The sequence below is a fragment of the Nocardioides sp. NPDC006273 genome (assembly GCF_040613495.1).
Lineage (GTDB): Bacteria > Actinomycetota > Actinomycetes > Propionibacteriales > Nocardioidaceae > Nocardioides.
The window spans coordinates 132,406-153,909 of the sequence record NZ_JBEXSD010000001.1; the positions used below are offsets into that span (position 1 = coordinate 132,406).

The 21,504-nt window shown below is 67.4% G+C and carries 18 protein-coding genes; 11 read left to right on the forward strand and 7 right to left on the reverse strand.

Translation table 11 applies throughout. The annotated features are described in order from the left end of the window. Positions 1-73 precede the first annotated feature (73 nt). The 6 genes from ABZZ22_RS00660 to mobF all read left to right on the forward strand — a co-directional run bounded on the left by ABZZ22_RS00660 (position 74) and on the right by mobF (position 8,771). A complete protein-coding gene (locus ABZZ22_RS00660; protein ID WP_354925700.1) occupies positions 74-1,009 on the forward strand; it encodes a VOC family protein in 936 nt (311 codons plus the stop codon). A gap of 64 nt (positions 1,010-1,073) precedes the next feature. After that, a complete protein-coding gene (locus tag ABZZ22_RS00665; RefSeq protein WP_354925703.1) occupies positions 1,074-1,847 on the forward strand; it encodes an SDR family NAD(P)-dependent oxidoreductase in 774 nt (257 codons plus the stop codon). Between the two features lie 122 nt (positions 1,848-1,969). Beyond that, positions 1,970-2,830 carry an alpha/beta hydrolase gene (locus ABZZ22_RS00670; RefSeq protein ID WP_354925706.1) on the forward strand — a complete coding sequence of 287 codons (861 nt, stop codon included), beginning with the start codon at positions 1,970-1,972 and terminating at the stop codon, positions 2,828-2,830. 20 nt (positions 2,831-2,850) lie between these two features. After that, a complete protein-coding gene (locus ABZZ22_RS00675) occupies positions 2,851-4,542 on the forward strand; it encodes a bifunctional 3-(3-hydroxy-phenyl)propionate/3-hydroxycinnamic acid hydroxylase (RefSeq protein ID WP_354925709.1) in 1,692 nt (563 codons plus the stop codon). Then, complete coding sequence (locus ABZZ22_RS00680; protein ID WP_354925712.1) at positions 4,539-5,480, forward strand: 3-carboxyethylcatechol 2,3-dioxygenase; 942 nt, start codon at positions 4,539-4,541, stop codon at positions 5,478-5,480. Before ABZZ22_RS00675 ends, ABZZ22_RS00680 begins: the two co-directional genes overlap by 4 nt. A gap of 651 nt (positions 5,481-6,131) precedes the next feature. Then, positions 6,132-8,771 carry a MobF family relaxase gene (gene mobF, locus ABZZ22_RS00685; protein ID WP_354925715.1) on the forward strand — a complete coding sequence of 880 codons (2,640 nt, stop codon included), beginning with the start codon at positions 6,132-6,134 and terminating at the stop codon, positions 8,769-8,771. An 83-nt stretch (positions 8,772-8,854) separates the two neighbouring features. Here mobF and ABZZ22_RS00690 read toward each other — a convergent pair whose 3' ends face one another. After that, a complete protein-coding gene (locus tag ABZZ22_RS00690) occupies positions 8,855-9,502 on the reverse strand; it encodes a helix-turn-helix transcriptional regulator (RefSeq protein WP_354925718.1) in 648 nt (215 codons plus the stop codon). A gap of 213 nt (positions 9,503-9,715) precedes the next feature. On the opposite strand from ABZZ22_RS00690, the gene ABZZ22_RS00695 reads away from it, so the two are divergent. Beyond that, on the forward strand, positions 9,716-9,964 hold the full coding sequence (locus tag ABZZ22_RS00695) for a helix-turn-helix domain-containing protein (RefSeq protein ID WP_354925721.1): 249 nt from the start codon (positions 9,716-9,718) through the stop codon (positions 9,962-9,964). Beyond that, positions 9,961-11,157, forward strand: coding sequence for a site-specific integrase (locus ABZZ22_RS00700; RefSeq protein WP_354925724.1), 1,197 nt, complete (start codon positions 9,961-9,963; stop codon positions 11,155-11,157). The genes ABZZ22_RS00695 and ABZZ22_RS00700 overlap by 4 nt, the downstream gene beginning before the upstream one ends. Before the next feature lie 117 nt (positions 11,158-11,274). Here the strand turns inward: ABZZ22_RS00700 and glnA are convergent, their stop codons facing one another. After that, positions 11,275-12,696: a type I glutamate--ammonia ligase gene (gene glnA, locus ABZZ22_RS00705; RefSeq protein ID WP_354925727.1), complete on the reverse strand. Its 1,422-nt coding sequence runs from the start codon at positions 12,694-12,696 to the stop codon at positions 11,275-11,277. 213 nt (positions 12,697-12,909) lie between these two features. Between glnA and ABZZ22_RS00710 the strand changes: the two genes are divergently transcribed. Next, positions 12,910-13,383, forward strand: coding sequence for an RDD family protein (locus ABZZ22_RS00710; RefSeq protein WP_354925730.1), 474 nt, complete (start codon positions 12,910-12,912; stop codon positions 13,381-13,383). A gap of 64 nt (positions 13,384-13,447) precedes the next feature. Beyond that, the gene (locus tag ABZZ22_RS00715) at positions 13,448-14,230 is read left to right on the forward strand and encodes a DUF6612 family protein (protein WP_354925733.1); all 783 of its coding nucleotides are present in this window, start codon (positions 13,448-13,450) and stop codon (positions 14,228-14,230) included. 115 nt (positions 14,231-14,345) lie between these two features. Here the strand turns inward: ABZZ22_RS00715 and ABZZ22_RS00720 are convergent, their stop codons facing one another. Genes ABZZ22_RS00720 through lipB form a run of 3 tightly spaced genes read right to left on the reverse strand, consistent with a single transcriptional unit; the run spans position 14,346 to position 16,879 of the window. Further along, positions 14,346-15,056 carry a DUF4191 family protein gene (locus ABZZ22_RS00720; RefSeq protein WP_354925735.1) on the reverse strand — a complete coding sequence of 237 codons (711 nt, stop codon included), beginning with the start codon at positions 15,054-15,056 and terminating at the stop codon, positions 14,346-14,348. Positions 15,057-15,091: 35 nt separating this feature from the next. Next, a complete protein-coding gene (gene lipA / locus ABZZ22_RS00725) occupies positions 15,092-16,072 on the reverse strand; it encodes a lipoyl synthase (RefSeq protein WP_354925738.1) in 981 nt (326 codons plus the stop codon). Positions 16,073-16,129: 57 nt separating this feature from the next. Then, positions 16,130-16,879, reverse strand: a complete 750-nt coding sequence (gene lipB / locus ABZZ22_RS00730; RefSeq protein WP_354925741.1) for a lipoyl(octanoyl) transferase LipB — start codon at positions 16,877-16,879, stop codon at positions 16,130-16,132. A 186-nt stretch (positions 16,880-17,065) separates the two neighbouring features. Between lipB and ABZZ22_RS00735 the strand changes: the two genes are divergently transcribed. Further along, positions 17,066-17,815 carry a hypothetical protein gene (locus ABZZ22_RS00735; protein ID WP_354925744.1) on the forward strand — a complete coding sequence of 250 codons (750 nt, stop codon included), beginning with the start codon at positions 17,066-17,068 and terminating at the stop codon, positions 17,813-17,815. 85 nt (positions 17,816-17,900) lie between these two features. On the opposite strand, the gene sucB is transcribed toward ABZZ22_RS00735, so the two are convergent. After that, positions 17,901-19,703, reverse strand: coding sequence for a 2-oxoglutarate dehydrogenase, E2 component, dihydrolipoamide succinyltransferase (sucB, locus tag ABZZ22_RS00740; RefSeq protein ID WP_354925747.1), 1,803 nt, complete (start codon positions 19,701-19,703; stop codon positions 17,901-17,903). 215 nt (positions 19,704-19,918) lie between these two features. Further along, entirely contained in the window at positions 19,919-21,472 is a 1,554-nt protein-coding gene (locus ABZZ22_RS00745; protein WP_354925750.1) for a leucyl aminopeptidase, read from the reverse strand. Positions 21,473-21,504 lie beyond the last annotated feature (32 nt).

A 21,504-nucleotide genomic window follows, 5' to 3' on the forward strand; every position in this document is an offset into this window, starting at 1 on the left:
TGTGATCGGGGACACTAGCGTTGATCGGGCCGGCGCCTCTCACGGGCGCAGTCGATGATGGAGGAGTGTTCCGATGGCGTCTGGTTTCAGGCCGATTACACATCTGCGGCATGTGGGTATTGCCGTTCCCAACTATGAGGGGGCGGTGGAGTTCTACACAAAGGTGTGGGGCTTGGTCCCAGTGGCCAACGACTCGGGTGTGACGTTCTTCGGGACGCCGGCCGATCCGGAGCACTTCATCTTGCGCGTGCGTGAGGATCGGTTGAAGCGCCTGGATCTGATCGCGTTCGCTGCGGGGTCGGCGGGTGAGGTTGATGCGCTCGCGGAGCGGCTGGGAGCCGCTGACGTGAAGATCGACCGCGATCCAACCGTCCTGACCACTCCTGGCGGTGGATATGGTCTGCGATTCTTCGATCCCGACGGTCGTCTGGTGGAGGTGTCGGCTGATGTGGAGCAGCGCCCGTACCGGCTGCTGGAGGAGCGGGAGTCGATCCCTCAGAAGCTGAGTCACGTGGTGATCAACTCGACCGACGTGCAAGCGACGAAGGCGTTCTACGAAACGCACCTGGGATTCAGGTTGTCGGACTGGCTGGGGGACCTGATGTGCTTCATGCGCAGTGGGCCGCAGCATCACATCCTGGCCATCTCACGGGCTCCTAGTACGTCGTTGAATCACATCTCGTTCGAGATGCGTGGCGTCGATGAGTACATGCGGGGCACGGGCCGGATGATCCGCAGTGGTCACCGGCCGTTGTGGGGACCGGGGCGTCACGGTGCGGGCGACAACACGTTCTCGTACTTCTTGGATCCTCTCGACAACGTGATCGAGTACACGACCGAGCTCGAGACTATCCCCGATGACGACACCTGGGAGCCGCGGACGTTCGACCCGATGCTGCCTGAGACCTCGGACCAGTGGGGCACCGGTGGAGCGATGACCGAGGTCATGCTTCCCATCATGCTCAAGCAACGCGACGACGGCGGCCTCTGGACCCCGTCACCCCTCTGAACCCATCCACCCTCAAAGTCACCCCGTCCCGCGCTCCGTCGTGGGAGGGATAAAGGAAGATTTCATGCCGGATCTGAAGGGCAAAGTTGCTGTCATCACCGGAGGTGCTAAGGGCATCGGCCTGGCGTGCGCGCAGAAGCTGAGCGACGAGGGCGCAATGATCGTCATCGCCGACATCGATGTGGACGAGGGGAAGAAGCGCGCCGCTGAGCTCACGACCGAATCACTGGTCATGCATCTCGACGTCCGGGACTCGAGTTCGGCGAACGAGCTGGCGTCGGCCGTCCTCAAGGACTTCGGCCGCGTCGACATCCTGGTCAACAACGCCGGCATGAACATCGGTGCGCGCAACACCGTAGACGTGACGGACGAGGAGTTCGACCGTGTGATGTCGATCAACGTGCGAGGCACTTTCACGACGACCCGGGCCTTCTTGCCTGCCATGATCGAGCAGCGCGGCGGCAGCATCATCAACATGTCGTCGATCGTGGGTCAGCGGGGTGTCGCGCTGGTCGCGGCGTACTCGGCGTCGAAGTTCGCCATCGTGGGCATGACGCAAAGCCTCGCGTCGGAGCTGGCGGCCCATGACATCACGGTCAACTCGGTCCATCCCGGCATCGTGGCGACCGACCTGCACGTGAAGGTCGTCCAGGAGTTCACCGGGCTCAAGGGGATGAGCTTCGACGAGGGCTGGGAGAGTTTCCGCGACGTGATCCCGCTCGGCCGTTTCCAGACGACCGACGACATCGGGGACATGGTGGCGTTCCTGGCGTCGAGCAAGGCACGCAACATCACCGGGTCGGCGTTCAACGTCGACGGTGGACTGATGCTGGCCTGATCGGACCAGGGGTCGAGTTCCCTCGAACCGAGGTGTCGCTCGCTCCGCGTTGAGCGGTCGTACGGCGTTAACACGTCTGCCAATGAAGGCAGCAGGCCTGTACCAAAGCACTAGGAGTTGAGATGTCGCTTAGCAAGGAAGGCGCCGCCCGCGAGGTCACCCTCGCGTCAGGCACCTACATCCGCTACTACGAAGCCGGCGCTCCCGGCGATACGCCGGTCGTGCTGTTGCACGGCTCTGGGCCGGGTGCAACCGGTTGGTCGAACTTCTCCCAGAACATCGGCGTCATCGCGGATGCGGGCTTCCACGTTCTCGCGCCGGACATGCCGGGCTGGGGCGACTCCGACGCGGTAGCGACCCCCGAGATGGACCACGATGCGACCTTGGTCGAGTTCCTCGACGTTCTCGGCCTGGACTCGGCCGCGCTGATCGGCAACTCGATGGGCGCGCACACCGCCGTCCGGTTCGCCACCTTGCACCCCGAGCGGCTTACGCACTTGGTGACCATGGGTGCCTCCCTCGGCCGAGGTCAGGCCTCCCTGTTCGGGCCCGCCGACGGACCGAGCGAGGGTCTGAAGGTGATCGTCGAGACCTACAAGGACGTCAGCCCGGAGAACATGAAGGCCCTGGTCGACATCATGACGTTCGACAAGGAGCGGTTCGCGACGCCGGAGCTCACCGCGGCGCGCTCCGACGCTGCCCTGTCGCGGCCGGACCACCTCAAGAACTACGTCGAAGGCCTCGCCTTCGGAGCGCCGATCCCGTTCAAGGTCGACCGGTCCAAGATCCCCGACATCGCGGTACCCACGCTCCTGATCCATGGCAAGGACGACCGCGTGCTGCACTACGAGACCAGCCTGCGCCTCCTGGCCGACATCCCGAACTCCCGACTCGTGCTGCTCAACCGATGCGGGCACTGGGCGATGATCGAGCACGCCGACGAATTCAACCGGCTGGTCGTCGACTTCCTCACCCACAACTGAGACGACCGGAAAGCACCCTCATGTCGACACTTGACACCGACGTCATCGTCATCGGGGCAGGCCCCGTGGGGCTGACCCTCGCTAATCTGCTCGGAGTGCAGGGCCAGCGGGCCCTTGTCCTCGAGGTCCGCTCGGAGCTGATCGACTACCCTCGTGCCGTCGGACTCGATGACGAGTCGGTCCGGACGCTGACGGCCGCCGACCTCTGGGACAGGGTCGAGCCCTACACCGTGCCGCACCACGCCGTTCGCCTGGTCAATGGCCGTGGGCAGGTTTTGGCGCTCAACGATCCGAAGCTGGAGGAGTTGGGCACGTGCCGCAAGCACGGCTTCAACCAGCCGGTCATCGACCAGCAGTTGGCCGCAGGCCTCAGCCGCTTCGCCGAGAACGAAGTGCGTTTCAGTCACCGCGTCGTCGACATCGTCGACCACGGGGACCACGTCGCCGTGACGGCCGAGAGGCTCGACTCCGACGGTGCCGTGCTCGACCGGGTCACCCTCACTGGACGGTATGCCGTCGGATGCGAAGGGGGGTCCTCCTTCACCCGCAAGTGGATGGGAGTCGACTTCGAGGGCAAGTCGCCCGCCACTCGGTGGGTGGTCCTCGACATCGCGAACGACCCGATCGGTGCTCCCAACGTCTACCTGGGCGCCGATCCGCGACGCCCCTACGTGTCGATGGGGCTTCCGCAGGGCGTACGCCGATTCGAATTCATGCTGCACGACGACGAGCCGTCCGAGCTGGTCGACGACAAGGCGTTCATGAGCAGCCTGCTCAAGCAGTTCTTGCCCGAGCCGGAGTCCATCGAGGTCATCAACCAGCGGGTCTTCACCCATCATGGCCGTATCGCCACCTCGTTCCGCAAGGGGCGGGTCTTCCTCGCCGGCGACGCCGCCCACCTGATGCCTGTCTGGCTCGGCCAAGGCTGGAACTCGGGGATGCGCGACGCGACCAACCTCGCTTGGAAGCTGACTACCGTGCTTCGCGGTGACGCCGACGACCGGCTCCTCGACAGCTACACCGAGGAGCGTCACAAGCACGCCCTGGACATGATCGAGGTGAACATGGCGGCCGGAGCGGTCATGAAGATGAAGCCACTCGGCGGCTGGGTGCGCGATCGGGCGGCCGCCGCGCTCAACGTCGTTCCGACCTGGAAGAGCTACTTCACCGAGCTGCGGTTCAAGCCGATGCCCCGCTACGCGAGCGGGGTGGTCGTCGACCAGGTCTCGCTCCGGCCGGGGAGTGCGGCCGCGAGCTTCAAGGAGAGCACCTCGCTGCTGCCGTTCGTGGATTCGCCCGGAGGGGTCTCGCCCGTCGGACTGCAGTTCATCCAGCCACGCGTCACCACCGCCGAACTCGCGGACGTGCTCCTCGACCGCGTGGTCGGGCACTGGTGGGCGATCGCGGCCTGGAACGTCAACCCGACCCACTTCATGAGTGCCGACGATCTGGCGTTCTGCGAGCGACACGGGATCCGATTGTTCTCGTTCGTCCCCGAGGTGCAGCGGGAGTGGGCCGAGAAGCACGTCGCGAACTCGCCGGCACATGTCACCGTGGTCGGCGACAGCTCCGAGGCGCTCAAGCGCTGGTTCGACACGCGCGCCTGCGGTGCCATCATCCTGCGCCCCGACCACTTCGTCGCTGCGGCCAGCTTCAACCAACAGCTCTCTCGCGCGCTACGTGCCATCCAGAAAGCAGGATCGATGCGATGAGCCTCGCGCTGGTCACCTTGTCCCACAGTCCCTTGCTCGAGTACGTCGACCCGCCGGCCGACGTCGCAGCCGAGGTCGAGTCGGCATTCGCGGTGGCTCGCTCGTTCGTCGAGCGGTTCGACCCCACCCTCGTCGTCTCCTTCGCGCCCGACCACTACAACGGGTTCTTCTACGACCTGATGCCCCCGTTCTGCATCGGGTACGAGGCGCAGGGCGTGGGCGACTACGGCACCGCCGCGGGTCCGCTCGACGTGCCCTCCCCGATTGCCGAGGCGCTCGCTGAGTGGGTCGCCGAGCACGATGTCGATGTGGCGATCTCCCGTCGCATGGAAATCGACCACGGCGCCGTCCAGCCGCTTGAGATCCTGTTCGGGGCGATCGACGCCGTGCCGACCATCCCGATCTTCGTCAACGGCGTCGCCAAGCCGTTCACTACCATGCGCCGCGTACGCCGGCTGGGCGAGACCGTCGGCGACTTCCTGGCTGCCCTCTCTGATCACCGTGTCCTGGTGGTCGGCTCGGGCGGACTCTCCCACGACCCGCCCGTGCCGCAGTGGGCCACGGCCACCGAGCAGCAGCGCGCGATGCTACTCGACGGACGGCATCCCACGGCGGCCGCTCGGGACGCGCGCCAACAGAACGTGATCGACGCGGCCAAGGCGTTCGTCGCCGGCACCGCCGCCATCCAGGACCTCAATCCGGTGTGGGACCGCGCATTGATGGCGGTGCTTGCGTCGGGGGACCTCTCACCGATCGATGCGATGACTGCGGATCAGATGGCGGCCGACGCCGGCAACTCCGCTCACGAGGTCCGCACCTGGGTCGCGGCATTCTCCGCGCTTGGCGCTGCCGGTCCCTACCAGGTGCAGAGCTCGTACTACCGACCGATCAAGGAGTACATTGCCGGCTTCGGGGTGATGACGGCTGCGCCCGCCTGAATGGGTGCGGCGGGGGTCGGCGCGCAGGCGGCCCCAGGCGTCGGGGGCCTGGTTGCCGAAGGCTAGGTGCTGCTCGATGTCGACGTAGACGATGTGAAACGTACTCACCGAACGCCGCTCTCATCGACTTGGGAATCGATGAACTCACCCGTGAGGCCACGCTCGGCGAGTAGGCCGATCCAGTTCGGCCGTGAAGAAGCCCGAGGCTGACTTCAATATCGCGTTCGCCCTGTGAAGCTAACGGTTTCCCGCTCCAACTCGATCCGCGCCGCGTCACTGCTCGTGGTGCCCGGCACCGCGCCCGCAATGCCTCAGGGTGTACCCAGGCTGAGTTCGCGGCCCGCTTGACCGTCCCGATCCGTGACACGGACCCTGCCGCCACCACCAAGAAATCTAAGCGAGGGTCCTTCGCGTCTGCGACCTCCGAAGTCCGTTGCCAACGAGACGGTCTGGAGTCGACACTGCAGATTCTCTCCCTCGATGGCTGTCCTGATGGTTCTCGATGGATGACGACGGATCCGAAACTCAACGCCTGAGCAGGGGTTCGCCACTAATGAAATGGTCGGCACGCATGCTACACAGTTCAGTAGGAAAACCGGTGATGACCTGCGGCTATGTGGTTCTCGACGGTTGTTGACGGAGGTGTCGAGTGTGCATGGTGGGGTGAAGTTCTACACCGGCCGTGCAGTCGACGCGCGGCGTTATGTCGAGGCCGACAATTTCGGGGCTGATGACTATTACCTGGGTGAGGGGTCGGGGGTGGCCGACCGCTACGTCGTCTCTGGCAGCAAGGTCGAGCGGGCGCCGGCGATGGATGCCGAGACGTACGAGCGATGGGTGAGCGGTCTTGATGTCGAGACCGGGCAGCCGAAGGGACGCCTACGCAAGGAGGGTGTGAAGTTCGTCGAGGTCACGGTGAACGGACCAAAGTCGTGGTCGCTGGCGGCGGCTGCGCATCAGGATGTTTCTGTGGCGTACGACGCGGCTCAGCGGAGGGCGGCCGAGCAGATCTTGGCGTGGGTGGGGGAGCACGCGACGACACGGGTGGGGCCTCAAGGGCGTCAGGTGCAGGTGCGGGTCGATCAGTTGGACGCAGCGGTGGTGGCGCACCGTACGTCTCGGGCGGGGGATCCGCATTGGCATCTGCATCTGCAGGTCTCCTCACGGGTATGGGCGCAGGGCAAGTGGCGGGGGCTGCACACGGTCGGGTTCCGGGAGAGCATCGCTGCGATCAACGGGATCGGGCACGCGGCGGTGATGACCGACCCCAGCTTCCGGGCGGCGCTGGCTGCGCACGGCTATCACCTGGATCTAGTCTCGGGGGAGGTCATCGAGCTCGAGGCGTACGGGGAGGCGTTCTCGGCGCGGTCGAAGCAGATCGGGCACAACATCGATCGGTACGAGACCCTGTGGCGGGGTGAGCATCCGGGAGGGGAGCCGGGTCCGCGGCTGCGGCAGGCATGGGATCGTCGGGCGTGGGCTGATGAGCGTCCGGACAAGGTGGTGCCCACCTCTGGAGCGGAGTTGGAGAAGCACTGGCGCGATGAGCTGGCCGAGCTCGGGTTCCGTATGCCGCGGCGGTCGGTGGACCTGCTGGCGCCGTGGCCGGGGATGGTCGACCGGGACGGGTTGGCGGCGGAGGCCCTGAGTCGCCTGGGTGCTCGGCGGTCAGCCTGGAGCCAGGCCGATGCTCGGGGTGAGGCTGAGCAGCTCGTCGCCGAGAGTGGGCTCGTCGTCGCGGCGGGCGTGCGGGGCGAGGTGGCAGAGGACGTGGCTGCTCGGATCATCGCGGCGTCGGTGCCGTTGCTGGGTCGCGACGATGTCCCGGTGGATGTACGGGCGTTGACCTCGCCTCGGGTGGCGGCGGTCGAGCGGCAGCTGATCCGGCGCTTCGCTGGCAGGGCCGGGGAGCAGGGGCGGCGTGTGGACCTGAGCCGGGCCCGGCGCACGATCGCGGGGTTGGGGCGTGACCAGATCGCAGCAGTGGCCTACCTAGCGGGTAGCGAGCAGCTGGTCGTCATTGAGGGCGCGGCGGGGGCGGGCAAGACGGCGGCGCTCGCGGCCACGCGGCGGATTCTGGGGATGCAGCGGCGGCGGATGGTGGTGGTCTCGCCGACCTTGAAGGGCGCCAAGGTCGCCGCCGGTCACGTCGGCGGATCGGCGTACTCGGCGGCCTGGTTGCTGCGGCAGTACGGGTTCCGGTGGGACGACCACGGGCACTGGGATCACGTCGAGACCATTCCGCACGAGGCGGCGTGGCTGCGCCGAGGGGACCTGTTGGTCGTTGACGAGGCCGGGATGCTCGACCAAGACAGCGCCGTCGCATTGGTCAAGATCGCCGACGCCACCCGAGCTCGGTTGGCGTTGGTCGGCGACCGGCATCAGCTCCCGGCGGTGGGTCGGGGTGGCGTACTCGATCTTGCTTGTCACTACGCCGGTGACTGTCATGTCGACCTGGATGGCGTGCGGCGCTTCGCGGACCCGGAGTACGCCAAGATCAGCCTGTGGATGCGCGCCGGGAAGCGACCTGAGGCGGTCTTCGACCGATTGCTCGCGCGCGGTGAGATCGTCGTACACGCCTCCGAGGTGGAACAGCTCGCCGCACTGGCTGACGCTGCCGCGACCGCGGAGCAGGATGTCGCAGTGGTGGCCGATACCCGTGAACAGGTCGCCAGGATCAACGGACTTGCCCAACAAGAGCGAGCGGCGGCGCTCGACCCGAGCTGCAGGTTCGCAACGAGGAAGGGCGAGCAGATCGAGGCCGGTGACCGGGTCGCGACCCGCCGCAACAACCCCGACGCGGACGTCGCCAACCGCGAGACCTGGACCGTGCACGAGGCCGACCGCAAGGGCGTCGTGCTCCAGAGCCACGTCCACGGCCGCTCCGGCCGTCGCCGTGTGTCGTGGGACTACGCCCAAGACCATCTCGAGCTGGCGTACGCGACCACGACCTATGGCGTCCAGGGCGAGACCGTCGCCGTCGCCCATGTCGCGGTCGGCACCCACACCAGCGCCTCTTCGGCGTACGTCGGTATGACCCGAGGTCGCGTCCGCAACGTTGCCCACCTGGTTGCCGACTCGATCGACGACGCACGGAAACAATGGGTCGAGGCCTTCAGCCGCGACCGCGCTGACCTCGGGCCCACTCACGCCGCTCAGCGCGCCGCGGAAGACATCGAGCGGTACGGACCGCGGCAGATACGCCGTGCTCGAGGATCTGCGGGAACTGGCATGGACGGCCTCGCCCGTCGACCAGCGGCGACCTCGAACACGCATGGGATTGGACTCTGACAGGCTCTCATCGACTCCAAGAGACATACCAGGTGGGTTGAGCCGTGGCGCCGTACCTCCCGATTCCGGGTTGCTCGCCCGCGTCATCCCCAGGGACGGCCGTTAACGGGATCGACCCGGCGCTCGCGGCGCGACGGTGTCTCAGGCGACTGCGGAGGCAGCGGCTCGTATCCACGGATCTGAGCGTTCCCGGTGCTTTCCGGACCGAGAACGCGAGAGAAGTCGAAGTCGAAGATGTCGACGGTCTTGGCCGGGGTGGCCTGCGCGATCGCCGGGGTCCAGCAGGTCCGGATCTCCTCGGGCAGGTTGAGTTCGTCCCAGAGGTCGATGAGCAGAGCGCCGTCGAGCCAACGGAGCATCGAGTGGGGGAGTCCCCAGCGGATCAGGATCTCGTACGCCCGGGCACGGTCGGTGCGGTCGCTCAGGTCCCAATGGGTCTGGCGGGTGTGGTTGACCATGTCAGGCACGTGGAGGATGACGAAGCAGGTTGGCGGGCCCACGTTCCACAGCATGTTCGGGACCCAGAACGGTTCGACTCCAGGAACGGTCCGTTCTTTGAAGTCGACGTGGGTCCGAACCGAGAGCTCGAGTCCGGTCACATGAAGGATCCGCTCGGCAACCTTGAGCGCCGGCGACTTCGCGCCACGTTCATACGCCGACAGTGTGGCCTGGGACGTGCCAGCCCGCTCGGCGAGCTCGGCCTGGGAGAGGCCGGCAACCCGTCGGGCCAACTTCAGAAGCCTGGTTCCCTCGATCAAGCCAGGATATCCGATCAGACATGCACATCCGATCGGATCTAAAAACGGGGTCCGCTGGGGACCCCTGCACACCTACCTCCTGCACATGGCTCGCCGCTGATGGTTGGCGCTGGTCCTCGACAACCTCGCAGGGGCCACCGGTCACCGGTCACGGCGATCCGAAACCCGCCAACAGGTAGGAACATCGTGAACACCACTCACATCCCGTTCCCGGAGCGCGACTCCGAGGAGCTTCTCACCCTGATCGAGACCGCCGAGATCCTCCGGGTCCCGGTCAACACGCTGCGCTGGTGGCGCCAGCTCGGCACCGGACCGCGGTTCTTCAAGATCGGTCGCCGCCTGGTCACCACCGTCGGCGATGTCCGCAGCTACATCCGCCAGCAACGCCGCAACGGCTGGCCGGGCACGCGACACGACGGGCCGGGCGCAGCATGAACGGCCCGCAGCACTACCGCGCCCAGCGTGGCGGCGTCGAGGACCGCTGGCGCAAGCGCGTCAAGGACGAGCACGGCAACACGATCGAGGTCCCGTCCGCGGTCGCCGGCACCGTCACCCGCTGGCGCGCCCGCTACGTCGACCCGGCAGGCGAGGAACGCACCCGCCACTTCCAGCGCAAGGCAGACGCCCAGAGCTGGCTCGACCAGCAGATGGCCGCGGTCATTCGCGGCGACCACGTTGCGCCCAAGGACGCCAAGCTCACCGTCGGTGAGTGGGCAGACAAGTGGCTCCAGGGTTACGGCACCAGACGCAAGTCGACCGTGACCCAGGCCAAGACGCACCTCAAGCTCATCAAGGAGACCTTCGCCGCGGTCCCGCTCAGCGCAGTGCGCCCCTCCGACGTACGTGCCTGGTCCGCGGTCCTCAAGGCCGAGGGCTACTCGACCTCCTACGTCTACGCACTTCACTCCAGGCTCTCGCAGCTGTTCACCGAAGCCGTCCACGACGGCCTGGTGGTTCGTAACCCGTGCTCGCGGCGTACGTCGCCGGGCATGGGACGACAGCGACCGTACGTCGCCACCACCCAGCAGATCTGGCGTCTGTACGACCTGGTGCCGATCGGCGTACGGCCCGCCATCCTGCTCGGTGCCCACGCCGGGCTGCGGCTCGCGGAAGCTGCGGCGCTGCGGCCGAGCGATGTGGACTTCAAGACCGGGGTGATAAACCCCGCCATCCAGTGGCCTGACGAGCCGCTCAAGTCCGAGACCAGCCAGACCGCCATCCCGATCCCGACCCAGATGGTGCGGGAGCTCGCGACCGCGGTGAAGCGCGCTCGCGGGCGCAGCATCCTGACCGACGAGTGGGGCAAGCCGGCGAGCCCGTGGACCATCGAGCGGGCGATGCGTGCCGCGCGCCGGCAGGTCCGTGGTTTGCCGGAGGACTTCCGCTTTCACGACCTGCGTCACTACTTCGCCTCCCTGCTCATCGCCTCCGGGGTCGACGTCAAGATCGTGCAGGCACGGCTCCGGCACGCCTCGGCCAAGACGACACTCGATACGTACGGCCACCTCTGGCCCGACCGCGACGACACCTCCCGTGCCGCGGTGGCGAAGGTCTACGCCCAGCGTCCAGCGCCGAAGATCGACCGTCCGACGTCGGCATCAGCGGACCCGCCGGGGATGTCGATCTGAGCGCTGACGGTTCTCCTGCGGAATCCCTGCGGAATTTCGGTCGAGCAGAGAGAACGAAAGTGGCCCCCGAACCTGCAAATCGGCAGGTCAGGGGCCACTTATATACTAGAACGAATTCTAGATGTCGTAGTAGAGCTCGAACTCGTGCGGGTGCGGGCGGAGCTGGATCGGGAGGATCTCGTCGTTGGTCTTGTAGTCGATCCAGGTCTCGATCAGGTCGGGGGTGAAGACGTCGCCCACGGTGAGGAAGTCGTGGTCGTTCTCCAGCGCCGACAGGACGGCCCCGAGGGAGGTCGGGACCTGGTTGATCTCGGCCATCTCGTCGGGCGGCAGCTCGTAGATGTCCTTGTCGATCGGAGCGGGCGGCTCGATCTTGTTCTGGATACCGTCGATGCCGGCGAGCAGCAGGGCGGAGAAGGCGAGGTAGGGGTTCGAGGACGGGTCCGGGAACCGGGTCTCGACGCGCTTGGCCTTCGGGTTGGTGCCCGTGATCGGGATGCGGACCGCGGCGGAGCGGTTGCGCGAGGAGTAGACCAGCGAGATCGGAGCCTCGAAGCCCGGCACCAGGCGGTGGTAGGAGTTCACGGTCGGGTTGGTGAACGCCAGGACCGACGGAGCGTGCTTCAGGATGCCGCCGATGTACCAGCGGGCCATGTCGGAGAGGCCGCCGTAGCCGGTCTCGTCGTAGAACAGCGGCTCGCCGGCGTTCCAGATCGACTGGTGGACGTGCATGCCCGAGCCGTTGTCGCCGAAGACGGGCTTCGGCATGAAGGTGACGGTCTTGCCGGCCTCCCAGGCGGTGTTCTTGACGATGTACTTGAACTTCATCACATCGTCGGCAGCCTTGAGCAGCGTGTCGAACCTGTAGTTGATCTCGGCCTGGCCGGCGGTGCCGACCTCGTGGTGGGCGCGCTCGACGAGCAGGCCGGAGGCCTCGAGGTTCTTGACCATTCCGTCGCGCAGGTCGGCGAAGTGGTCGGTGGGGGAGACCGGGAAGTAGCCGCCCTTGTAACGTGTCTTGTAGCCCAGGTTGTTCGAGCCGTCGGGGTTCTTGTCCGCGCCGGAGTTCCACCAGGCCTCGACGGAGTCGATCTTGTAGAACGACTCGCCCTCGGAGGTGCTGTAGGCGACGTTGTCGAAGATGAAGAACTCCGCCTCGGGAGCGAAGAAGGCGGTGTCACCGATGCCGGTCGAGGCGAGGTACGCCAGCGCCTTGCGCGCGATGTTGCGCGGGTCGCGCGAGTAGGCCTCGCCGGTGATCGGGTCGTGCACGAAGTACATCAGCGCGAGGGTCTTCGCGGTGCGGAACGGGTCGATGTACGCAGTCGTGACGTCCGGGTACAGCGCCATGTCGGACTCGTTGATCGTCTGGAAGCCGCGGATCGACGAGCCGTCGAAGGCCTGGGGCTCCAGGGTGAACGACGACACCGGCACCGTGAAGTGCTGCTGAACGCCGGGCAGGTCGACGAAGCGGATGTCGACGAACTCGACTCCCTCGTCAGAGATGAACTTCAAGAGTTCGTCGTCAGTGCTGAACATCAATCCTCCTTGGCTCACCCGTGCGGGCAGAGCCAGATAGGTCTCTCGCGATCGAGGCCGGGCCCTCGTGGACTCGACCGTGCCACGCAAATTACGAAGGGACGGTTGCACAGGAGTGTCGCAAATGTTTCGGGCGTGTAACAGGTTGTGTGATTTGATCGGCAACCATCCCGATCTCACCCCTCAAGACATCTCCGCCTACGATTGGCCGATGTGACCGGTTCCGCCACCCCTGTGACGCCTACTCTGCCTTACCCGACCGCGAGCTGGGGTAGGCGCGTCCTGGCGCTCTTCATCGACTGGCTCGCGTCGTCGCTGGTGGCCTCGGTCTTCCTCGGCGTACGTGCGCTGCCCTTCGGGTCCCTGATCGCCGGCGTCGACCCGCGGCCGATCGACAACCTGTGGATCCTGGTGGTCTTCATCGTCCAGACGGCAGCCTTCACCGCGCTGGGCGGCGGCTCGTTCGGCAAGCTCGTCACCCGGCTGCGTACGGTGCGGGTCTCGCCGGGCACCCCGGACGTACGCCCGCCGGATCCACTGCGGAGCATCGCGCGCCAGGTCCTGGTCGTCCTCGTGATTCCGCCGTTGGTCTTTCGCGGCGACCGACGTGGGCTGCACGATCTGGTGGCAGGCACCGCGACGGTGACGCTCGAGACCTATCGACACGTGTTTCGCCGGGTGGGTTGAGCACCCCGCGAGGGTAGGTTGGAGCGGTACGCCGCAAGCAGCGGCACACACGAAGGGAAGCTCAATGACGCACAACCGTACTCTCGGGCCACGTGGCCTCTGGCGCCGCGCTGCTGCAGCGGGCGTGCTGGCCGTATCAGTCTCAGGCCTGGTCGCCTGTGGCGGTGGTGAAGGCGCTGGCGGCGCCAGCGAGGGGGAGTCGGTCTCCGCCGAGGAGATGACCGAGGTCATGAAGAAGGCGACCGACATCGACACCGCCCACTTCACCACGAACATGGACGCGAAGGTCTCGGGTCAGGCCGTCTCGATGACCGGCGAGGGCGACATCCAGATGGAGCCGTCGGCCCACCACTCCACGATGAAGATGAGCGGTGGCTCGATGGACATGGATCTCGAGACCATCCTCGTCGACGACAATATCTACATCAAGGGCATGATGGGCGACTCGTGGATGACCGCGACCGCCGACCAGCTCGAGCAGATGGGCGGCACCAGCCTGGAGTCGATGAGCAACCCGCTCGCCTTCTTCGACGGCATGGAGGAGTCGATCAAGTCCGCCGAGTTCGAGGGCGAGGAGAAGCTCGACGGCACCGACACCGAGCACTACAGCTTCACCGTCGACTCCGCCGGTCTCGCCAAGAGCCTCGGCGCCGACAGCAGCAAGGGCATGCCCAAGACGATCGAGCAGGACATCTGGGTCGACGGCGACGGCCTCCTCCGCAAGGCCGAGGTCGCCATGGGCGACATGGGCACCGTCGAGATGGTCCTCTCCAAGCTCGGCGAGGACGTCTCCATCGAGGCGCCGCCCGCCGACCAGGTCACCGACATGCCGAGCATGGCCGGCTGATAGGTCAGCTCGAGACGCAGCGTTCAGGACGCAGCAGGGCCGGTCCCCGAGCGGGGACCGGCCCTTTGCCATCTCAGGCTGGTTCAGCGGCTGAGCAGGATCCGACTGAGCAGGTTCAGCGGCCGCGCAGGTTGCCGCGCATGCCCTTCATCGAGGTCGGGACGGGGCCCTTCGGGATCGGCACGGCACCGCGGGTGGCGTCGACCGCCTTGAGGCGGTTGATGATGTCGGTGATCTCGGGCCCGGCGACCTTGCGGCCGATCTTGGTGACGTGCTTGGTCAGCCGCGGCAGCGGGATCTCGTCCTCACCGTTGCCGGCGACGATGGTCGTGATCGGGACCTCGCCCAGGACCCGGGCGTGGTTGCGCTTGGTGCTGGCCAGCAGCGAGCGGACCTTGCTCGGGCTGTTGCCCTCGCCGACGAGGACGACCCCCGGAGGGCCGACCACCCGGTGGACCAGCGTCTGGCTGCGCGGCTCGACGCCCACGGCCTGGGTGACCGTCCAGCCTCGGCGGAGCATGGTCAAGGCTGCGTACCCGCCGCCGACCTGGCCATCGAGCCGGGCGTACATCACCTTCTGGGCACGCCGCGAGAACACCACCATGGCGGCCAGGAGGCCGGCCAGGAGGGCACCGACGATCGTGAAGATCCAGGAGAAGATGCCCTCGCCGGGGAGGAACCAGAAGATCACGCCGGCGACCGCGGCGACGACCACGAAGATGGCGCCGAGGATGAGGCCGATCTTCGGGTCTGACTGCTTGGTGAGCTTGTAGGTCTCCACCATCTGCTGGCGGCGACTCATGGTGCTCGGGTCGGTCTGGGACATCTTCCTCTTTCAGTCTTCAGATTTCGTACGCTGCGTCAGGCGCTGGTCTCGACAGGCTCGACGGTCTCGACAAGCTCGACCACCGTAGACTTGCGTGCTTCGATCGCCTGACGGTACAGCCGACCGGCGCGGTAGGACGAACGAACGAGCGGACCGGACATGACACCGGAGAAGCCGATCTCCTCGGCCTCGGTCTGGAGCTCGACGAACTCCTCGGGCTTGACCCAGCGCTCGACCGGGTGGTGACGCACGCTCGGACGCAGGTATTGCGTGATCGTGATCAGCTCGCAGCCGGCGCCGTGCAGGTCGCGCAGCGCCTCGGAGACCTCTTCGCGGGTCTCGCCCATGCCGAGGATCAGGTTGGACTTGGTCACCAGGCCGAAGTCGCGGGCCTGGGTGATCACATCCAGGCTGCGCTCGTAGCGGAACGCGGGACGGATCCGCTTGAAGATCCGCGGGACGGTCTCGACGTTGTGGGCGAGGACCTCGGGGCGGGACTCGAAGACCTCGGTGAGGAGCTCCGGGATGCCGTTGAAGTCGGGGATGAGGTTCTCGACGCCGGTCTCGGGGTTGAGCTCGTGGATCTGCTTGACCGTCTCGGCGTAGAGCCAGGCGCCGCCGTCGGCCAGGTCGTCGCGGGCGACGCCGGTGATCGTGGCGTACTTCAGGCCCATGGTCTGCACGGACTCGGCCACGCGGCGCGGCTCGTCACGGTCGAGGTCCTGCGGCTTGCCGGTGTCGATCTGGCAGAAGTCGCAGCGGCGGGTGCACTGGTCGCCACCGATGAGGAAGGTGGCCTCGCGGTCCTCCCAGCACTCGAAGATGTTGGGGCAGCCGGCCTCCTGGCACACCGTGTGCAGGCCCTCGGACTTCACCAGCGCGGTGAGCTCCTTGTATTCGGGCCCCATCTTCGCTTTGGTCTTGATCCACTCGGGTTTGCGTTCGATCGGGGTCTGCGCGTTGCGGACCTCGAGACGGAGGAGCTTGCGACCTTCTGGGGCAGGAGCTTGAGTCACCCCACAAGCGTACGCCGCGGGGGCGCGGAACCCCGAAGCCAGGTTGTTACTGGTCGGTCACAGGCTGGGGGAGAGCAGCGGAACCCTGGGGGTCTTGGCCGGGTCCGCCTTTGCTGGATCAGGCCGTGGGTCCAGGCTCGGACCGGGCTCGTAGTCACGCCAGGAGAGCATCTCGGCGACCTTCTCGTGGAGCACCGGCATCGCCTCGGCGTTGCCGATCTGCCGCCCTGCCTCGATCGAGAGCGTCGTCACCCCGGCGTCGGAGATCCCGCACGGCACGAACCGCTCGTACCACCCCAGGTCGACGTCGCAGTTGAGCGCGATGCCGTGCATCGTCACGTGCTGACTGACCCGCAGCCCGATCGCGCCGACCTTGCGCTCCAGGCGGCGTACGCCGTCCGGGGTCTCACCCGCAGGCAGCCACACGCCGCTGCGGCCAGGGACCCGGTAGACGGTGACCCCGAACTCGGCGCAGGTCAGGATCATCGCCTGCTCCAGGCGGCGGACGAAATCGACGACCTTGACCTTCTCGGGCAGCCGCACGATCGGGTAGGCGACGATCTGGCCGGGGCCGTGGAAGGTCACCTCACCGCCGCGGTCGACGTCGATCACCGGCGCGCCACCGGGATCCGCCGGCCGGTCCTCGGGCTTCGTACGTTTCCCGGCGGTGTAGGTCGGCGGGTGCTCGAGCAGCAGCACCGTGTCGGGCTCTGCCCGGTCGACCACGCGCTGATGGATCTGCTTCTGCAGCTCCCAGGCGTCCAGGTAGTCGATCGTCCCGACATCGACGAAGCGCAGCTCACTCACATCGAGATCGTACGCCCCGCGCCGAGCGAGCCGGGCAGTGACCGGAACGGTGGAACGCCGGCTCGGCCGGATAACGGTTTGGCGATATCCCGGCGGGGGTAAAGAGAATGTGTGCAGAATGCGCGTGTTTCGACCGGCCGCGCTCGGGAGCGATCGGTCTTCGGATCAGTCTTGAAAGGCACAGACGTGCACACCATGAAGTACGGCCGCCGACTTGCGGCGGCCGCTCTCGCGCTCAGCGCGATGTCCACCCTCGCCGCGTGTGGGAGCGAGGACTCCGGAAAGGACTCGGCGGCCGATGCCGCCGATGCCGCACCGGCGTTCAAGGAAGGCGCAAAGCTGTCGGAGGCCGAGGCCACCGACGTGTTCGAGAAGGCTGCCGAGTCGATGAGCACGGCCCACGTCGCCATCTCCCTCGATGCCGTCGAGGAGGGCGAGGCCGTGGCGGGAAAGGGCGAGGGCGACTTCCAGCTCGACCCGCTGGCCTTCAGCGTGAAGGGCGAGGTCACCGACTCCTCCGGCGCGAATGCGGTGGAGTTCGTCACGATCGAGGACGAGGTGTACGCCAACATGGACGGCGAATGGGTCAAGGGCGGTTTCGTCGCGTTGATGGCCGTCATGATGCCGCCTCCGAATCTCTTTCTCGACTCGGTCACGGGCGCCATCGCCGACGGCTCCACGACCTATGTCGGACAGGAGTCGGTGAGCGGTGTCGACACCGCTCACTACACGTTCGCCGCGGGCGAGACGGACTTCGGAGCAGAAGGCTCACATGTCGATGTCAACATCGACGCCGAGAACCAGCTGATCCGTCTGGGGATGGACGGTGGAGACGCCGGGACGGTCGCCTTCGACTTCTCCGCCCACGGTGAGCCGGTGACCATCGAGAAGCCGGCTGGTGACGTCACCGACATGTCGGACATGGACATGGGCTGACCCGTCGTAGCGGAGCCCTAGACCCAGCCTCAACGCGCAGCGGCGCGGTCCGTGAAGGACCGCGCCGCTGCGTACGAGCTGATGCTCAGAGCTCGAAGGCTCCGGCCTCCAGGCGCTTCTTGACGTCCTGCAGGAAACGGCCGGCGTCGGCACCGTCGACCAGGCGGTGGTCGTAGGTGAGCGCGACGTTGACCATGTAGCGCACCGCGATCGTCTCGCCGAGGTCCGGGTCGTCGATGACGACCGGGCGCTTCACGACCGCACCCGGGCCGAGGATGGCGACCTGCGGCTGGTTGATGATCGGGGTGTCGAAGAGCGCACCGAACGACCCCAGGTTGGTGATCGTGAAGGTGCCACCGGAGAGCTCGTCCGGGGTGATCTTGTTGTTGCGGGTGCGGTCGGCCACGTCGGCGATCTTCTTCGCGATGCCCGCGATCGACAGGTCGCCGGCGTCCTTGACGACCGGGGTCAGCAGGCCCTTCGGGGTGTCGACGGCGAAGGCGATGTTCTCGCGGTCGTAGTAGGTGACCGTGCCGGCCTCGATGTCGATCCCGGCGTTGAGCTTCGGGTGCACCTTGAGCGCGTCGATCGCGGCCTTGGCGAAGAACGGCAGGTAAGTCAGCTTGACGCCCTCACGCTGCTGGAACCCGGCCTTGTTGGCCTCGCGGAGGCGGGCGATGTTGGTGACATCGACCTCCATGACCTGGGTCAGCTGTGCTGCGGTGTGCAGCGACTCGGTCATCCGCTCGGCGATCACCTTGCGCAGGCGCGAGATCTTCTCGGTGGTGCCACGCAGCGGCGACGGGGACGCGGGGGCAGCGGACGACGCGGCCGGAGCGTTCGAGGCCGCCGGAGCCGCAGCTTCCGGGGCAGCGGCGGGAGCCGACTTGGCCGCGGCCGCCTGGAGGATGTCCTCCTTGCGGACCCGGCCGCCGACGCCGGAGCCCTGCACGCTGTCGAGGTCGACGTTGTGCTGGGCCGCGAGCTTGCGCACCAGCGGGGTCACGTAGCCGCCGGGCTGGATCGCCGGGGAGCTCTCGGTGGTCGGCTTGGCGTGAGCAGGGGCGGCGGGAGCAGCGGGAGCGGGCTTGGCAGCGGCCGGGGCAGGGGTCGGCTCGGGGGCCGGCTCCGGGGTGGGCTCAGCAGCGGGCTCCGGCTCGGGCTCCGGCTCGGGAGTGGGCTCGGGGGCCGGAGCGGCGGACTCGGGCTCCGCAGCCGGCGCGGCGCCGGCCTCACCGACGAGCGCGAGCGCGGCGCCGACCTCGACGGTCTCGTCCTCGGCGACCTTGATCTCGATCAGGGTGCCGGCGACCGGCGAGGGGATCTCGGTGTCGACCTTGTCGGTGGAGACCTCGAGGAGCGCCTCGTCGACAGCGACCTCGTCGCCGACCTGCTTGAGCCAGCGGGTGACGGTGCCCTCGGTGACCGACTCACCCAGCGCGGGGAGGGTGACCTCGGTGGCGTTGCCGCCGGCGGGCTTGGCCTCAGCCTTGGGCTCGGCGGGGGTCTCGGGCGCGGCGGGAGCTTCCGGCTCGGCCGGAGCCTCGGGCTCCGCGGCGGGAGCGGACGCCTCGGCGGGCTCCTCCGCAGGCGCGTCGGGCTCGGCCGGGGTCTCGACAGGCTCGACCCCCTCAGAAGCGCCGGCCTCATCGGCCGCGCCGACGACGGCGAGCAGGCCACCGACCTCGACGGTGTCGTCCTCGGCAGCCTTGATCTCGATCAAGGTGCCGGCGACCGGCGAGGGGATCTCGGTGTCGACCTTGTCGGTGGAGACCTCCAGCAGGGCCTCGTCGACCGCCACGGTGTCGCCGACCTGCTTGAGCCAGCGGGTGACGGTGCCCTCGGTGACGGACTCGCCGAGTGCCGGGAGAGTTACTTCGGTGGCCATGGGTTCCTTCGTTCTACGTCTGTTCGTTGCTCTACTTGTATGTCCGGACACGCGCGCCGCCAGGACCGAGCTCGAGGGCTCGGTGCGGAGAAGGTCGCATCGGTCTGGGCCGACACCTGCCCGACGCACGCATGATGCCGCCAGAAGGGCGGCCGAGGGCGTCGATCACGGCCCCATCTTGTCACTACCCTTGCAGCGCTGTGTCAACCGGACCACTACTGAGCGGTAGCCATCTCGCGTACGTAGTCCACCAGTGTCGCCACCGCCACACCCGTGCCTCCGGGAGTGAGATGGCCGGACGCGCCGCCGCTGTTGAAGGACGGTCCGGCGATGTCGAGGTGGGCCCACGGCAGGCCGCCGGTGAACTCGCGCAGGAACGCGGCGGCGTACAGCCCGCCACCCGGGCGGATCCAGTCGTGCTGGTTGAGGTCGGCCACCTTGGAGGAACGGATCCGCTCGTCCATCCATTCCGGGATGGGCATCGGCCACATCTGCTCGCCGGCCACGTCGGCGGCAGCGAGGACGCGGTCGACGATCTCCTTCGACCCGAGCACGCCGCCGACCCGGTCGCCCAGCGCCAGCACCATGTGACCGGTGAGCGTGGCCACGTCGATGATCGCGTCCGGCGAGACCTCGGTCGCCCGGACCAGGGCGTCGGCGAGGATCATCCGGCCCTCGGCGTCCATGTTGGAGACCTCGACGGTCTTGCCGCCGTAGTGGGTGACCACGTCGCCGGGCCGGTAGGACGAGCCGGAGACCATGTTCTCCGCCATCGGGACGAACGCGGAGATCTTCACCGGCAGGCCGAGGCGGGCGATCGCGAAGGTCGCCTGGGCGACGGCGGCGGCCCCTGCCATGTCCGACTTCATCGTGGACATCGAGTTGCCCGGCTTGATGGTCAGGCCGCCGGAGTCGAAGGTGATGCCCTTGCCGACCAGCGCGATGTGGCCGCGGGCGTCGTCGGGGGAGTAGGTCAGCTCGACCAGGCGCGGCATCGCCGCCGATCCCATGCCGACGGCGAGGATGCCGCCGCAGCCGAGGTCGGCCAGCTGCTTCTCGTCGTAGACGGTCGTCTCCACGCCGTCGACCAGCCCGGCCACGTGAGCGATGGCGTCGGCGAACGCCGGGGGAGTCAGGTCGGCGGGCGGCACGTTGACCCATTCGCGGGTGCCGGCGATCGCCTGCGCGACGATCTGCGCCTCCTCGAAGGCGGTGACCGCATCGCTACGCCGCGCGATCGCGCTCAGGAACGCGACGTCGCTCGGCCCCTTGCCCTCCTGCTTCGACCCGGCCTTGTCCGACTTGCCCGCGCCCGACTTCGCCGAGCTCGACTTGTAGGAGGTGTAGGTGTAGCTGCCGAGGAGGTAGCCCTCAGTGACCGCGCGGACCAGCTCGGGAGTGTCGGCCGGAAGAGCCACGGCGACGGAGGTCGCGTTGGGCACCGATCGGGCGGCGGCGCCGGCGGCGCGGCGTACGGCATCGGCCGAATGGCTCCCGTTCTCAAGCTTGCCGAGTCCGACCAGCACCAGGAGCTGGGCGCCGATCTCCTCGCCCGCGGGCAGGCGGGTGACCTCACCGGCCTTGCCGCTGACGCCGAGGGTGGCGAGCAGTCCGCGCCACCGGCGACCGTAGGCGGCCTTGACGTCCTCCGCGCCGGCGACCACCTCGACATCCTTCGCGCCCTGGCCGATACCGATGACCACCGCCTCGGCCCGGGTCTTGGCAGGAGAGGCGGTACGCAGCGTGTAGGTGATGTCAGGCAGGGTCACGCATTGCAGTGTAGGAGACGGCTGACGATCGC